This window comes from Candidatus Micrarchaeota archaeon, assembly GCA_028866575.1.
In the GTDB taxonomy this organism is placed as follows: domain Archaea; phylum Micrarchaeota; class Micrarchaeia; order Micrarchaeales; family Micrarchaeaceae; genus UBA12276.
This window is the reverse complement of the sequence record JAGWHU010000003.1, coordinates 20,277-35,799: the sequence shown is the minus strand read 5'-3', so window position 1 is coordinate 35,799 and position 15,523 is coordinate 20,277. Positions and strand designations below refer to the sequence as shown.

Genomic DNA, 15,523 nt, shown 5'->3' with positions numbered 1-15,523 from the left:
CTATATTACCTTTGGCTCTGGCAGGGGGACTATGAATTTCCCGTTGTAGCCCATGTTTCTCAGGCTGCTGATTATAGTGTCCTTCATATTCCATGACAAGATAAGAACGTAATCTATTTTGTGGTCCTTGAAATATGTGAGCTCGTTGTATACCTTTATACCTGAAGGCGAGTACGTACCTATCTTCAGATGGTTCAGCTCCGTAAGCGCATCGAGAAGCCTATCGTCTATGCCGCAGTAGCTCAGCAGGACGCTGGATTTCATAGGCGCTCCTGCACCGACTATTACTGCACCCTCGGATTTGGCCTTTTCGAGGAGCGCCAGAAGCTTGCTCTTGCTTGACTGGGCCCTTTCTGCGAAGTCCTTGTAGGTTTCGAACCTCTTGTATTTTTCCTCGCTCTCCTTTATGGACTTCAGCCTTTCCGTTTCAGGAATCTCTTTAACAGAGGCATATGCTATTATGGAGCCGCCATAATATTCCGTCCTTTTTGCATCGTATATTTTCATGCCGTGCTTGCTGAACAGGTTCTGCATTGAAGTTATGGTGTAGAACCTGTTGTGCTCATGATACATCGTATCGAACGACACCTTTTCCATTATGTCTGGAAGGTACTGCCCTTGGTTTACGAACACAGCATCGGGGTTCTTTTTCAATATGTATGCCACGTTCTCCAGGAATTTGTGTATGCTGCCGGTATGGGCCATTACGTTGAATGCCGTGATGAGCGCTATCCTGCCGTTTGCCCTTTTATCTATCTCCTCTGTGCAGTTTTCGAACTCGTTTACTATCGTATACAAGCCGTTGTCGTTCGCTATCTTCGCCGGCTTGGGCGCAGGCTCCACCCCGATAACGTTTATGCCTGCAAGCTTGAACGGAAGAAGCTCAGTGCCGTCGTTGCTCCCTATCGCAACGATGTATTCCCCGGGTTTTGTGCCAAGCTCCTTTATCAGCTCCTCGTCCAATGCTGTAAAATGCTTAACAGCATCCTTGCTTGCGCCGCTTAGGTAGTTGAAGTTCTCATCGAATACCAGGCCCGTAGGCAACACGACGCTCTGCTGCACCAGATAGCAGCTGGGGCAGAACACTATCCTTAATGGGTACTTCGTCTCTTTTTTTAGCATCTCCTTTGAAGCGGCGAACCTGTTGCATATTACCTGGTCGCCAAGGTCTATTATCGTCTTGCATTCAGCCCCGCAGTTTTGGCAATTAGTCATCCTAAAACCTTTTTGTAAACATTGACCGTGTCCTCGGTTAAACGCTTCCACGTGAAGCCACGCGCATATTCCATTGATTTCTTTCTCTTAGCATTATCATAACCATTTAGTTTCAAGTCTTTTATTATTTGGGCCATATGGGGCTCGTCCTTGGCCTCGATGCAATGCTCCAGCAGGTCCGGGCTCAGCTTCGAGCCCTTCTTGACTATCACAGGCAAGCCTCTTGAAAGCGCCTCGAACTGTATTATGCTCTCATATACCCCGGGATGCACAAACACATCGAAAGAATCGAATATCTGCACCTTCTGGCCCTCCGGAGCTACGCCCATGAAGCGTATCCTCTCGTCATTGCCCGATGACTTTTCAAGGACCTCAGCCTCCAGTGTCTTCTTGCCCCAAAGCTCCATGATTATCTCCCTGTCATCAATCATTTTCATGGCCCTGATCGCGAAGTCTATGTTCTTCGGGGCATTGAAGCTGCCAACATACCCCACCTTGAATTTAGCGCGTTGCTGCTTGGCATTTCGGGGCTGGGCTTCCAGGAATTTATAATCCATGGCAAGCCTTACTGTCGATATTTTATCCTTGTCATAGTCAAAGTGCTCAAGGAGCTCCTCCTTCCCGTAGTCTATGTCAACTATTATGTGATCGGATTTCAATGCCAGCTTGAAACCCTCGGTAGCCACATAATCGGAGAACCTTGAATTTACAGAGACCAGTACTTCCTTTACGCTGCCGCCAAGGTTCCTTTCCCTGTTGGTAACAGGCATGAGGTCGTGAATTGTTGTGACGAGCCTTGAGTTTTTGGGCTTTTTGAACAATCTCAGCCCGTTCGGATTGTGTATTATGTCATAGCCCCTGAAATCCGAGAATTCAGATTGTATGTAAAAGGCTGCGTGATTGGCCCATGGCAGTTTTTTGGCGACCTTGCCGTACTCTACCTTTGTTACCTCCATGCCTTTCATTTTGCACATTTCGTGATAGACATACGACATGTATTTGTTTATCCCTGAAATGGAGCCAAGATCATCGAACTCTCCTTTCATGCCGAGCAGCGCGACTTTCATCTGATCATCTTTTTCAGCCCTTCCTCAAGCGTGTAATCCGGCTTCCACTTCAGTATGCGCCTCGCCTTTGAATTGTCACAGACAGTCTTTTCCGCATCGACAACCCTGCCGTTCGTATTCCACTTTATTTTGCCCTTGAATTTAGTAACCCTGGCGATGATATCTGCAACTTGCCTTGTGCTATATCCAACACCAGTACCCAAGAGCATTGTTTCCTTCAATGCCTTTCCGTTGCCCAGCGCCTTCACGAATGCGTCTATGATGTCTTCAATGTATATCCAATCCCTAACCACGTTCGGATTTCCCAACTTGACCAAATCAGTCTTGAGCATTTGCGAGATTGTGCTTTCTATGAACTGGTCGCCTTTTTCCCTACCGTAGACATTGGACAGCCTGAATATCGTATAAGGGAAGTTGTACGCCGTGCCAAGGTATTCTATGTAGTAATCGCATGCTATCTTGCTTACGCCGTGAGAACTCATCGGCCGCACGGCAGATGTCTCGGTAAGTTTTTTTCGGGAAGGGGCATACACCCATACAGAGCTCGGATATATGAACTGCTTAAAGTTGCTCACGGACCTGCATGCCTCAACGATGTTTACAGTACCTAGCAGATTGGTCTTCAACGTATCAATGTAGTGCTCATAATAGGATTTGTGGTGCGTAATCGCGCCAAGGTGCACCACATAGTTGGGTGCGAATCTCTTGATCTCGGAGGCTGCGGCCTTGTAGTTCGTAAGATTTGAAGATAACTCGTGCACCTTGTAACCGTCAAGCCTGCGCCTCAGGTTCGACCCTATGAACCCATTCGAGCCTGTCAATAGCAACTTTTCCAATAAATCCACTCATGATTGCAGATCAGCTGATTTAGAGTATGCCCATTTTCTTTGCCATTTCCTTTGATGAAATGCGTTTATGTCCATTATCATGCATGCTTGCTCTAAGAAATAACATATGATTTTATTTATTATGCTGCCTAATTATGTTAGTTTATTAATGTTAACCATTATAAATTATTTGGGGGTCGTAGGCCAGGGTCTGCATTATAAATTCTGATGATCTAAATGAAGATAGACAAGTATTACAATCAAAACGAGCCAAATGCAGCAAAGCAGGCTGATGAGCCAAAGTCCGAGCCCCAAAAACAGAGCAGCAGCATCAACATAGGAATAAAAATGGATTCGTTTGTTGATAACAAGTTCCTTCTCATCGGGTTGGCCGTCCTCATAATTGCAATAAACGTAGTCTTGCGGGCAGGGCTTCTGCAGTATCAGGGCCTTTTCGAGCCTGACGGGTTCTTCTATTATTCTGTGATAAGGCAGGCGATAAGCAACCATTTTGTAGTTTCGAATTATCTCAACATATCCGGATTTCCAATGCATAACTTCATAGGCGAGGCCCCGGGGCTGCCGTACTTGACAGTCATGGCGTATTACCTTTTTCATAGCATAACCAGCCTCAGTGCGCTCACGATAATGCGGTGGATGCCCATATTCTTCGGGATCCTGTATGCGATACTTGCGTATTTCCTCGCAAGATACCTGTCCAACAGCAAGGCGCTTGGGCTCCTTACTATGTTCTTCGTAAGCGTGTCGAGCGGCAACATAGCAAGGACCGCCGGCACGGTATACAGGGGGGACAGCTTCATAACGCTGTTCCTGCTGCTTGCGCTGCTGCTGATGCTGAAATGTTTTGGGGAGAGGAAAAGCTTTAGAAAATACCTGTGGGCTGTTTTGTCAGCAGTATCCCTCAGCCTTGGCATGGTGGTATGGAACGGCGCGCCCTTCATAACGGTAGTGTACATGCTGGGGCTCATGTTCATCATACTGTACGGATTCATAAAGGCGGACAATGATATCCTGTTTTCGGGCGTGGTTCTATCCATAACCCTGCTCATAATGCATTTCCTCCAATTGCTGTATGTTTCTTTGGGGATTGCAAGGGCGGGATTGCAACTGACAAGCAATACCGAGTTTTTCATATTCTACACGCCGATACTCATCGGAAGCGTTGCTGCGTATTACATCATCAGGAACATCCAGCAGTTTAGCATAGTGTCAACCCAGAAAAGAAGGGCCTTTGCAACTGCTGGCGCTGTACTTGTGGTTTTTGTAATATTAGTAGCAGTGTTCAGCAATACGCTGCTAGGCCTTGCATCTCCCGTTAGTCCGATAATAACCCCTACTGTCACATCCAACAGCGCCACTGTCGGTGCAGCAATAACCCAAACAACCCAGGAGCTCCAGAAGCCGAGCTATAGCTTCCTATGGTCCAGCTTTAGCGTGCAGCTATATTTATCTATTATTGGCGTTCTCCTGTTCCTGTTGTTCTCGTTCCTCGTTTCAAAGGGATTGATAAAGGACGATAATCTCAGGCTGAACAATGTCGCATTCCTTGCCATATTCGCATACTTCGTTGTGACCGGATACCTTCAATACAGCGCGATAAGGTTCAATGCGATAATATCGCTGCCGCTTGCAGTATTCTCCGCCTTCGCGATATATTCAATAGGCAAGCTGGTATACAATCGCAATATAAATAGTAAGACAGTCGCGGCCTTGGTAACGGTAATAACCGCACTTATAATGATCGCCTTGGTTTACTACTATTACTTTTATCCGTCGCCGCAAACAAGCATCTTTTCGGCCCTTAACAGGTTCACTTTCATAGCAGCTAGCATAATATTAATCTCGGTATTGCTTGTCGCGGCGTTCGTGTATAGCATATACGGGACCGCAAAAGGAAACATCAGCGTAATGTACATCGTGGTGGCGCTGGTGCTGGTTATACTCATCTTCAACATGTTCAATACGTATCTTGAATCGTACACCGCGGCGCAGGCGGACGGCATAAACCCGCAGTTCCTGGAGGCAATGGCATGGCTAAGGAACAATACCTCGCCGAACGCCACGGTTCTTGCCCTTTGGCCAGACGGCTCGGTAGTCGAGGGCTGGGGGAACAGGACCAGCTACATGGACAGCGTCGGCGGTGAACGAAGCGCGAGGATTTACAACTTCTCCAATTTCCTTTTCAACACCAGCCTTGATACGCAATACCTTTACGGCATAGGCAAGCCGCAGTATTTCATAGCAAGAAACTTCTGGTATGCCGAGCTCGGGGGGATAGCCCAGGAGGGCCTTGTCCAGAATGCGAGCGCCTACGGCTATGTTGCGCTGAGCTCGTTCAATTCCACCAGCAACGGCACTGCGACCTTCTTCACGTTCGGCGAAAGCACCCCGCCGTACTACGTAACCGAGCTCATAACGATACCATCTGCGAACTCCACGCAGCCGCCTACCTACAAGGCATATCTTGGCATCCGCAATGGCACGAGGCTAACTATGATGAGGAGCATAATATTCATGAACACCTCGAACTCGCAGTATTCCATATCGAACATAGGCTCTGCAAACGACTCCGTGAATTACAGCCTGCTCATATCATTCTCAGGCCATCAGATAAACGGCGCGTACATACTCGGGCCGAACCTCGTCCAGAGCAACATCTTCAAGTTCACCTTCCTCTGCAACGCATTTACCTGCCCGTATAACAGCAGCAGCGCGTCGATGAGCCAGGTCTATGCAAACGGCGATACAAGGATATTCAGGATAAACTACAGGTAAATGCAGAGCCTTCTGGCAATTCACCGATAGGGCTTGACTTGATAAAATGGATGGCCAAAATTCAAATGGAGGAGGCTCAAGAAAACTTATAATGTTTGACATTGGCGGCGTTATATTGGACTATGACGAGATTACCCACTATACGAAGATTTCCCGCAACATAAATGTAAATCCCAGGTTGTTGATATCGTTCGTATCTGGTTTTTCGGATCAACTGGAACTCGGAAAAATAACAATAAATGACGCAGAGAAGAAAATAGCCAATAAGTTCGGCGCCAAGGGCAATAAAATAAGATGGGAAAAGGAATTCGTGAATAACTCAAGACCCGATAGAAAAGTCATCGGCATAGTGAACAGGTTGCATAATGACCATGTCGTTGTCTTGGCGAGCAATACAAACATCGGCGACTATAGGAGCATGTTTGGCAAAAACGGCACTTTAAAGGACCTGAGGCGCCTCAGGATATTTGCATCCTGTTACATGGGGGTTAAAAAACCAGATCCCGAATTTTACAATTACATACTAAGGCGCATGAAATTCGATGCCAAGAATGCGGTATTCATAGACAACAGGAGGGAAAACGTTGCCGCTGCAAGGAAATTAGGAATACGGTCCATACAATTCAGCAATGCAAGATCGCTTGCCAATGAGTTGAAAAAGGTTCTTAATGCGAACTGATAAATTAAAAGCATGCTCTAATTTATGTGATTACGTGAAGATAGCGCTTATAAATACCATAAAACCGGAGGCCGGCAGCGGGGACGGGATCACAGACTATACCTATAGGCTGTATGAAAGGCTCAAAAAACACAACAGGGTCGACCTTGTATACGGCTTGAGGGAATCCAGGAGAAACGACGTTAGTGGAAACATAATAATACACTCGCTTTTCAAATCAAAGATAAGGGGACTTGCGGGCATGGACTACGACATCATACACATAACCAACCAGGAGCTCGGCTTCGCTGCGAAGATACTCAAAAAGGCTGGCACAAAGGCCAAGATAGTAATATCTGTGCATGACCTTATGCGCCTTGACGAGCACGAGAAGAGGGATTTCCATAAAGGCGTTTTGCAGAGCACCTTCAATTACATGGTTTCCTCCAGCATGCATGACGGGATAAGGTACTCCGACATGATAGTATTCACTGCAAGCACCGTACAAAGAGATTCAATGAAAAGATTTAAGATCAAGAGATGGTGCACAACGCTTCTTGGTCCGAAGGAGCATTTTAGGAGATCCAGGATACCGCCTAAAAGGCATGGCGAGCACGTGAATATAGGATGGGTTGGCGCCCTTGCCTTCAGGAAGAATGCAATTTTCATACTTAAGACCGCATTGCTTGTAAAAGATGACGACAGGTACAGATTCGCAGTGTGGGGCGACGGTGCCGAAAGGCAGAATCTTATAAATTTCAAAAATGAGAACAGTCTGGATAAAGTTGATTTTAAGGGATTTGCCCCTGAAAATGGGCTCATGAGGATATATGACAGCTTTGACATATTTTTTTATCCGTCATTGGAGGAAGGCTCAAGCCTCCCAATACTAGATGCCCAAGCCAGGGGATTGCCCGTAATAGTACACAGGGACAACCACATGGACATTGAAGTGACAAAGTACTGCTTTGCGGCGAAAAACCCCAAAGAGGCTGTCAAATTGATAAAGAAACTTTCGGAAATGGGCTATGATGCAAAGCTAAGGAAGAGGGCCACGGCTTATGCAAGAAGCTTTTCTTGGGATAGGGTAGCAAAAGGGACTTTTGATGCCTATAAAAGCTTATTAAAGTATGAATGAATAATATTCGTAGCGATAGAGGCAAATCCATGGACAAGATAAGGATGGTGGATGTAAGGCTCGGAGACGAGGAGCTTCAGAATATTACCAATGCGGTTAAAACCAGCTGGATAAGTTCGAAAGGCGCTTACCTGGAAGAGTTTGAGAAAGGATTTTCAAGCTATATAGGCACAAAGCACGGAATTGCGACAACAAACGGCACGACTGCAATACACCTGGCGCTGGTTGCACTCGGGATAAAGAAGGGCGACGAAGTCTTGGTACCCACGTTCACCCACATTTCCAATGCATTTACTGTCACATATACCGGTGCAAAACCCGTTTTCATGGATTCGCATGCCGATTATTGGTGCATTGATCCCCAAAAGATTGAGGATAAGATAACAAGCAAGACAAAGGCGATAGTTCTGGTGCACATTTATGGACATCCTTGCGATATGGACCCAATAATGGAGATAGCAAACAGGCACGGCTTGCCGGTTATAGAAGATTGCGCAGAAGCCCATGGCGCGGAATACAAGAGTAGAAAAGTGGGCACCTTTGGCACTATAAACTGTTTCTCGTTCTACGGCAATAAGATAATAACTACGGGAGAAGGGGGCATGTGCCTTACAAACGATGAAGAACTTGCTGCAAGGATGCGGATGCTGAAAGACATGGGGATCAATCCAAACAACCCAACCAAGAAGAAATACTGGTTTGAGATTGTCGGGTACAATTACCGCATGACCAATCTGCAGGCCGCCATAGGCGCAGCGCAGGTCAAGCGCCTGGACGACATGGTAGAAAAGAGGCGTTGGGTCGCATCCACGTATAATAAGTTTTTAAAAGACGCGCCCGGTGTTGTAACCCATCCGGAAATGGCATGGGCGAAGAACGTATATTGGTATTACACCATACTTGTGGAAAAGAGGAAACGGGATAAGCTGATAGATGATCTTGAAGCCAGAAACATAGAGTCAAGGCCGGCATTTTACCCCATACATAAGCTGCCAGTATACAGGAAAAGAGAAAATCTCCCAGTTGCAGCGGATCTTGGCGCAAGGGGCATAAATCTGCCTAGCGGGCCTAGTCTTACCGAGGAGCAGATAGCCTACATAGTAGATGCAATAAAAGAGTCTCTGAAATGATTGAATGGACCTGGAAATAACGAAGCTTGATTTAAGGGGCGATGACAGGGGCATAGTTGTTGAAATATTGAAAAAAAGTAGGATTGATCCTGAAATAAAGGAGATCCTTTTGATATCGTCAAAACCGGGAGTGGTAAGGGGCAACCATTACCATAAGACGAAAGCGGAATGGCTGTGTATCATACGCGGCAGGGCAAAATTTGTTTACGAGGACAACGAAACGGGCGAGAGAAAGGAGATTATAGTTTCAGGGGAAAAGCCGTCATTGATAAGGACGCCGGTAAACGTCGCACATGCAGTCAAGAACATAGGGGACGATGAGCTTTATATGATAGAGATATCAAACCAGATATATGATGAAATACAGGATACATTTAAAAAGCAGATAATGTGAATTGTAAATAATGGTGTTTTTGTGGCCAAGAAGGCTTTGATAACTGGGATAACCGGACAAGACGGCGCATATCTTGCCAAGCTGCTCATCGACAAGGGTTATGACATCTACGGAGCGTACAGGAGGGTATCCACGCCGAACTTTTGGAGGCTCAATTATCTCGGGATATTCAACAAGGTAAAACTGATACCTTTTGAGCTTGTCGACATAACATCCATCAACGAGGCTTTGGACATCGCAGATCCAGATGAAGTCTACAATCTTGCCGCGCAGAGCTTTGTTGGTGCAGCGTTTGAGCAGCCCATCGCTACAGGGATGGTAGACGGCCTGGGAGTCACCGCATTCCTCGAGGCCATAAGGCACAAGGACTCCACCATAAGGTTTTACCAGGCATCCACGAGCGAGATGTTCGGAACGCAGGGATCGCTTAACGAGCACACGATTAAAAAACCGTTAAACGAGGAAAGCGTCTTTTCCCCGGCAAGCCCTTACGGCGCTGCAAAACTCTACGCCTATTGGATAGGCAGGATATACAGGAAGGGTTACAAGCTGTTCGCGTGCAACGGCATACTGTTCAACCATGAGAGCCCACTTAGAGGCCTGGAGTTCGTTACGAGGAAAATCACCAACAGCGTGGCTAAGATACACCTGGGGCTTGAGAAAGAGCTAGTGCTAGGAAGCCTTGAGCCGAGCAGGGACTGGGGATACGCACCTGAATATGTTGAAGGAATGTGGCGCATGCTGCAGCAGAAGGAGCCTGATGACTACATACTTGCCACTGGGGAATCCCATTCGGTCCAGGCGTTCGTAAAGGAGGCCTTTGAAGTCATGGGAATGAACTGGCAGGAATACGTAAAGACTGATAAAAGGTTCACGAGGCCCGTAGATGTGAACTTCCTCAGGGGAGACAACTCAAAGGCGCAGAAAAAGCTAGGCTGGAAGCCCAAGACATCGTTCAAGGAGCTCGTAAAGATAATGGTCAATGCAGATGTCGATAGGTGGAAACGCCGCCTAGACGGGGAGACGTTCCCGTGGGATGCGCCAAACTATTCAAGCGAGGCAAGCATACTCACAAGGTCGCTTAAAGATTGAGCAGTTGCATGCTCTTAGCCATTAACCATAGATGAGCTTAAATGAAAGAAACAAGGAAGAGGTTTTACCTGATAGGTATAGATTCTGCACCGCTCTGGATAATAGAAAGATTGTGCAAAAATCACAGCATGAACGGATTCAACTTGTTTATTGGGGGCAAAAGCCTTGTTAACATAGAATCTACCGTTCCTCCAGTCACAAGCGCCGCATGGCCCACCGTATATACCGGCCTGGAGCCTAAAGACCACGGAATAATCGACTTCTCCGGAATAGACGAAGATTACGGGAAGCGCCTCCTGTATTACGACCAATCCGAGAATCCGCCATTTTGGGACGTTCTTGCAGCCAAAGGCTTCAAATCCCTTGTTATGACTCCGGCCGTTGCGCTTGAAAAGAGCAGATACAGCAACGTGGACATGGTAACGGGATGGCCGCTGCAGCCCAGGTTCACCTCGCGGAAGGTTGAAGAGGCATGCAAACGATTCGGATTCGAAGGGGAGCCGGACATCGGGAACGCGCTTAACACGGGCAAGTTGTCGTTATCCGATGCAACGAAAATATACGCCGAAAGCACCAAAAAAAGGGCAGAAGCATCCATATACCTCATAGACAGGAACAATTACGACATGTCGTTCATATGCTTCACAGAAACCGACAGGATACAGCATTATTCGCTAAGCCTGAAGGACTGGGAGGATTATGTAGCGCCGTTATACGAGGAGATATCCGATTTCATAATGTATCTGCACAAGAGGATAGTGAAACTTGGAGAAAATGCCGAGCTTATGATTGTTTCCGACCACGGGGCACAGCAGATAAGGCACAAATTTTTGTCCAATTCGTGGATGGCCCAGAACGGCTACGTTGCTCTAAAGGATGAAGCCTACAGGAAGAGGCCGCAAAGGAAAAAGGGTGCGGTGTCCGACTTAAAAAGCAGCATAGTCAACAGGCTTGTCGAAAGCAGATTCAGGAGACAGGTGTACTCGAAACTGCCCAGGTCCGTCCAAAAGATTGCAGAAAGCTTTGTCGAAGAATCATTCGACTACGAATCAGAAGGGAGGTACGTAAGGATAAGCGAGTCGGATTTTGACATGCCAAGGACGAAGGCATTCTGCTCAGTAGCTTTTGGACCCATGGGAATGATATGGGTGAACGACCAAAGGTTTTCCATGCCGTCCATCAAGAAAGGCGAAAAGGAAAGGCTCAAGAGGGAGATAACCGCAAAGCTAAAAAAGATAAAAAGCGCAGAAAAAAAGCCGCTGGTTAAAAACGTGTACGATGGGTCAAAGTTCTTCTCTGATAGTGGGAAGCTCATACCCCCGGACCTGGTATTCGAATTGAAGGAAGGATATACTGCTGATTTTTCGGGATACTCGAAAAACCACATATTCACAAAGCCTGAGATAAACAGGAGGGGGGAGCATACGCGGATGGGAGTATTCGGATTGAAGGCGTACAAGGGCAAAACGGACGTATCCAAGCCATACATAGGGAAACTGAAACTCTCGGACGTTAATCCGATAATACTTGACTACTTCGGGGTTGCACGTTCTGAAAGGTCATTAAAATGAGCATACTCGTAAAAGCGCTTTCCAAGCTTACGCATGACAATTCTGGTTCGCTTGATTTCCTGCACAAGACTGTGGCGAATTGGCATGAGGTCTTGATGCTGCTTGCAGGTGCAAGGAGCGGCATGAATGTCAAACTGCGGAACGGGCGATCCTACAGCATAAGCGCCGCAGGAGGCAATGTAGTTTCGGACTACAAAGGCAGGAAATTGAAATTTGCTTACAGCACAAAAGACGAAAGGATCCATGCGATACTCATGACAATAGGTGAGTTCTTTGACGAGCCGCATGGGGAGCTTGACGTAAATGGCAGGATCGTAGTGGACATAGGAGCGTACATTGGCGACACCGCCATATATTTCGCATTGGAAGGGGCGAAGCACGTATACGGATTCGAGCCTTACCCCTATTCCTACGAGCTTGCGAAAAAGAACATAAACGCGAATGCCCTAGGGAAGAAGATAACCATGGTAAATGCCGGTTGCGGAGGTAAAAGAGGAGCGATAAAGATAAGCTCCGACTACAGGAACCTGGCAGGGAGCGAACTGCGGTCCTCAGGTTCCGGCAAGAGCATACCGATACTTTCATTGGATGACATCGTAAAAAGGTATAGGTTGAACGGCGCCGCCCTCAAGATAGACTGCGAGGGCTGCGAATACGACATAGTACTTAAATCAAAAAGGGAGACGCTCCGCAAATTCAAGAGCATACTCATAGAGTACCATTATAACTATCCAAAATTAGAAAAGAGGCTTAGGGAATCCGGGTTCAATGTAAGGCACACCAAGCCCGAGCGCATGAAAAACGCGAACGCCGAGAATAAGGAAATGTATGGCGGCACCATATTTGCAGAGTTAAGCGGTAAGAGGTAAAATAAATGCAGAAGCTTTCCGTGCTGATATTTTGCAGGGATGACATAGCCAAGGCAGTCGGGCTTGTGAAGGACTTGCTGGATTTATCGGACCAGATCGTGCTGATGGACAACTCCACAAATGGGAAAAACCTGGAAAGGCTGGTATCAAAAACCAGGAAGTACAAGGGCAAGGTCGTTGTATACCATACGATATCGCTCGGTTATCCTGATCCGATGAGGGCCTACGGGTTGGGCAAGTGCAAGTATGACTGGGTTCTTTATGTCGATACCGATGAAAGGATAAACCAAGAGCTAAAGAACGACATAAAAAGGATAATAGGCAACCCTAACTGCGATGCGTTTGCGATAAAGCGATACGAGCAGGCGCACCTTGACGGCAGGAGCGGCGGTTTCTTCACCTGGCAGACAAGGCTTTACAACAGGAGGAAGGTGGCCTACAGGGGGCTGGTCCATGAGCAGCCGCTTGTCAAGGGAGTGCTGAAAAAGCTTGAGGGCAGATACTGCATGCTTCATATCGAGGAGCTCAAGGCGAAGGGATCCAGAAGGACAGACCTGGAGTACAGCCAGATAAAAAGGTATTATGACAGGCTTTCCTACGGCATGTTGAACGAGCGCATGAAGGAATACCTTGAGAAGCTTGTCGTGCCGGACAAAAGGATAGAGGACACCATTATAGGTAAGATAGTCCTCGGCTGGATGCGCCTTTACCAGGGCATTACTTTCAGGAAAACCGGCAGCGAGCTCAGCACTTTTGACTATTTCGTATTCTTTTCCATGATTGAAGGGGCTTATGTGATGAAAAGGAAGGACTTGAAGTACCTCTTTGACGAGGCGCTGCCCACAGTCATGAAGGATACAAAAAGCGCGCACAAAATGAAAAAGGAGGAGCGCAGCAGGGAAATCTTCGAGATATCAAAAGCGGTGAACAAATACGGGATGATAAGGTACCTCATGCTAGATGATGACAGGGTCGTGGAAAAGCTCAACAGGAAGTACAGGAACAGCAAGCAGGGAATAATGCTGCTCATGAAGCTCCTAGAAGACAGATATGAGGGAAATTACATTATGTAGATGTTGGTTGCAGATGCGCATCCCCAGCCAATATATTAACTTATAAGGTTTTGTTTCGTATTCCTGACTATGCAGCAGCTATTGGGCTTTGTGTTGTCGATAATAATCGATACTTCCTTCTCATGGGTGAGGATGCTTGTTGCCCTCTTCCTTTCCATTGCAATAAGCATGTTCGTCGGAATATATGCTGCAACTAACAGGACCGCAGAAAAGGTGATAATACCCGTATGGGACATATTCCAGACGCTTCCGATACTCGCGTTCTTCCCGTTCGTCATACTCGTTGTCGTTTCAACGCTTCCGGGATACATAGGAATAAACGCAGCTGTTGTCTTCCTCATCATAACCAGCATGGTGTGGAACATAACCTTTGGCGTGTACGAATCAATAAAGATGCTCCCGGAGGAGTTCAACGAAGTAGGCAGGATATTCAACCTCAGCCCATCGGACAGGCTCACGAAGATACTGATACCTGCTAGCATGCCGCGGGTGGTGGAGCAGTCGATGCTTTCGTGGTCCATAGGCCTTTTCTACCTTGTAACCAGCGAGATATTTTCTACGGGGAACTCAGTCTATTCCGTAAAGCACGGGATAGGTGTTGCGCTCACGAACCTCGCCATTTCCGGCAGCTTCACCGAATACTTCATAGGCATAGGCGTGTTCATAGCATTCGTCATAGCCACGCGCCTGCTCCTTTTCAACTACCTCAAGAGAAGGTTCACGAGGCATACAGTGCAGGAGAAGCGGAACAAGGAGGAGGCGAACAGGCTGGACATAGCCAAGGCGATAGGGAGGATAGGGCCTCTCGGCAAGGTGGGCATGGGCGCGCTGCACAGGAACATAGTCAGCATAAGGAACATGTTCGCGCTGCCTGTCGTGCTTCCGAAGAGAGCATCAAGGAGGTCTCCAGCGCAGAAGATTGCGGAGCATTCAAGGGACTACAGGCACCTGCTGTACATAGCAGCGGCACTGATCGTCATATACCTGCTTTACGTCTATCGCGGCTCCCTGGCATCCCTTGCAGGTTACGAATACGAGGTGCTTCTTTCCCTTGGCGCGTCGATGCTCAGGATATGGTTCGCGTTTGCGGTGATATTCGCGGTTGCGCTTCCGCTCGGCGTTTACCTCGTGTTCATTTCCAGGAGGAGCGAAATGTACCTGCTGGCATTCCAGATACTCGCATCGATACCCGCAACGATACTCCTCCCTTTCATTGCAATATCCTTGAGGAATGCGCCTTTCCATAACGAGCTTGTTGCGTTCATAGTCTTCTTCCTGAGCGGGATATGGTACATGGTGTTCAGCATAGTCTCCAGCAGGAGCACCATATCCCCCGCAGTTAACGAGGTGAGGAGGATATTCGACGTGAAGGGCAGGCTCGCATGGAAGGACATCTACGTCAAGGCGCTGCTTCCCGCGATGATTACCGGCGCGATAACAGGAATAGCAGCGGAATGGAACGCCAGCATAGTCGCGGAGAGGTTCACCACGAACGTTCTTGGGAACGGCAATGTGATAACGTCCGTAAGCATAGGCCTTGGAAGGCTTCTTGACGTATCCCTGGCCAGCGGGAACATAGCCCTAATGGTATTGGGTTTAATAAACCTGACAATTGTTATAATAGTTGTCAACAGGTTCTTCTGGAAGAGGCTGTACAACAGGGTGCTTGCGCCTTACAAGTGATAGAATGGAC

The 15,523-nt window shown here is 47.4% G+C and carries 14 protein-coding genes; 10 read left to right on the top strand and 4 right to left on the bottom strand.

Annotated features, from left to right (window positions below; genetic code table 11):
* From KGI06_02280 to KGI06_02265, 4 genes are read right to left on the bottom strand one after another with little or no spacing between them, the layout of a single operon-like run.
* On the bottom strand, positions 1–1,215 hold the full coding sequence (locus tag KGI06_02280; protein MDE1871045.1) for a methyltransferase domain-containing protein: 1,215 nt from the start codon (positions 1,213–1,215) through the stop codon (positions 1–3).
* On the bottom strand, positions 1,212–2,282 hold the full coding sequence (locus tag KGI06_02275) for a glycosyltransferase (protein ID MDE1871044.1): 1,071 nt from the start codon (positions 2,280–2,282) through the stop codon (positions 1,212–1,214). Before KGI06_02275 ends, KGI06_02280 begins: the two co-directional genes overlap by 4 nt.
* Positions 2,279–3,118 carry an NAD(P)-dependent oxidoreductase gene (locus KGI06_02270; protein ID MDE1871043.1) on the bottom strand — a complete coding sequence of 280 codons (840 nt, stop codon included), beginning with the start codon at positions 3,116–3,118 and terminating at the stop codon, positions 2,279–2,281. Before KGI06_02270 ends, KGI06_02275 begins: the two co-directional genes overlap by 4 nt.
* Positions 3,119–3,149: 31 nt before the next feature.
* On the bottom strand, positions 3,150–3,236 hold the full coding sequence (locus KGI06_02265; protein MDE1871042.1) for a hypothetical protein: 87 nt from the start codon (positions 3,234–3,236) through the stop codon (positions 3,150–3,152).
* A 110-nt stretch (positions 3,237–3,346) separates the two neighbouring features.
* On the opposite strand from KGI06_02265, the gene KGI06_02260 reads away from it, so the two are divergent.
* From KGI06_02260 to KGI06_02215, 10 genes are all read left to right on the top strand, one after another.
* Entirely contained in the window at positions 3,347–5,905 is a 2,559-nt protein-coding gene (locus KGI06_02260; GenBank protein ID MDE1871041.1) for a phospholipid carrier-dependent glycosyltransferase, read from the top strand.
* Between the two features lie 46 nt (positions 5,906–5,951).
* Positions 5,952–6,584 (top strand): HAD-IA family hydrolase, encoded by a 633-nt coding sequence (locus KGI06_02255; protein MDE1871040.1) that lies wholly within the window; start codon positions 5,952–5,954, stop codon positions 6,582–6,584.
* A 34-nt stretch (positions 6,585–6,618) separates the two neighbouring features.
* Positions 6,619–7,701 carry a glycosyltransferase family 4 protein gene (locus KGI06_02250; protein MDE1871039.1) on the top strand — a complete coding sequence of 361 codons (1,083 nt, stop codon included), beginning with the start codon at positions 6,619–6,621 and terminating at the stop codon, positions 7,699–7,701.
* Between the two features lie 29 nt (positions 7,702–7,730).
* On the top strand, positions 7,731–8,831 hold the full coding sequence (locus KGI06_02245; GenBank protein ID MDE1871038.1) for a DegT/DnrJ/EryC1/StrS family aminotransferase: 1,101 nt from the start codon (positions 7,731–7,733) through the stop codon (positions 8,829–8,831).
* A 4-nt stretch (positions 8,832–8,835) separates the two neighbouring features.
* Entirely contained in the window at positions 8,836–9,225 is a 390-nt protein-coding gene (locus tag KGI06_02240) for a WxcM-like domain-containing protein (protein MDE1871037.1), read from the top strand.
* Positions 9,226–9,246: 21 nt separating this feature from the next.
* On the top strand, positions 9,247–10,317 hold the full coding sequence (locus KGI06_02235) for a GDP-mannose 4,6-dehydratase (protein MDE1871036.1): 1,071 nt from the start codon (positions 9,247–9,249) through the stop codon (positions 10,315–10,317).
* Positions 10,318–10,358: 41 nt separating this feature from the next.
* Positions 10,359–11,888 carry an alkaline phosphatase family protein gene (locus KGI06_02230; protein MDE1871035.1) on the top strand — a complete coding sequence of 510 codons (1,530 nt, stop codon included), beginning with the start codon at positions 10,359–10,361 and terminating at the stop codon, positions 11,886–11,888.
* Positions 11,885–12,757 carry an FkbM family methyltransferase gene (locus tag KGI06_02225; protein ID MDE1871034.1) on the top strand — a complete coding sequence of 291 codons (873 nt, stop codon included), beginning with the start codon at positions 11,885–11,887 and terminating at the stop codon, positions 12,755–12,757. The genes KGI06_02230 and KGI06_02225 overlap by 4 nt, the downstream gene beginning before the upstream one ends.
* Positions 12,758–12,762: 5 nt before the next feature.
* Complete coding sequence (locus KGI06_02220; protein MDE1871033.1) at positions 12,763–13,830, top strand: hypothetical protein; 1,068 nt, start codon at positions 12,763–12,765, stop codon at positions 13,828–13,830.
* Between the two features lie 69 nt (positions 13,831–13,899).
* A complete protein-coding gene (locus KGI06_02215) occupies positions 13,900–15,513 on the top strand; it encodes an ABC transporter permease subunit (GenBank protein MDE1871032.1) in 1,614 nt (537 codons plus the stop codon).
* Positions 15,514–15,523 lie beyond the last annotated feature (10 nt).

Coding starts and splice junctions, on each gene's coding strand:
- KGI06_02280 (MDE1871045.1), bottom strand. CDS start 1,215: ATGACTAATTGCCAAAACTGCGGGGCTGAATGCAAGACGATAATAGAC.
- KGI06_02275 (MDE1871044.1), bottom strand. CDS start 2,282: ATGAAAGTCGCGCTGCTCGGCATGAAAGGAGAGTTCGATGATCTTGGC.
- KGI06_02265 (MDE1871042.1), bottom strand. CDS start 3,236: ATGTTATTTCTTAGAGCAAGCATGCATGATAATGGACATAAACGCATT.
- KGI06_02260 (MDE1871041.1), top strand. CDS start 3,347: ATGAAGATAGACAAGTATTACAATCAAAACGAGCCAAATGCAGCAAAG.
- KGI06_02255 (MDE1871040.1), top strand. CDS start 5,952: ATGGATGGCCAAAATTCAAATGGAGGAGGCTCAAGAAAACTTATAATG.
- KGI06_02245 (MDE1871038.1), top strand. CDS start 7,731: ATGGACAAGATAAGGATGGTGGATGTAAGGCTCGGAGACGAGGAGCTT.
- KGI06_02240 (MDE1871037.1), top strand. CDS start 8,836: ATGGACCTGGAAATAACGAAGCTTGATTTAAGGGGCGATGACAGGGGC.
- KGI06_02230 (MDE1871035.1), top strand. CDS start 10,359: ATGAAAGAAACAAGGAAGAGGTTTTACCTGATAGGTATAGATTCTGCA.
- KGI06_02225 (MDE1871034.1), top strand. CDS start 11,885: ATGAGCATACTCGTAAAAGCGCTTTCCAAGCTTACGCATGACAATTCT.
- KGI06_02220 (MDE1871033.1), top strand. CDS start 12,763: ATGCAGAAGCTTTCCGTGCTGATATTTTGCAGGGATGACATAGCCAAG.
- KGI06_02215 (MDE1871032.1), top strand. CDS start 13,900: ATGCAGCAGCTATTGGGCTTTGTGTTGTCGATAATAATCGATACTTCC.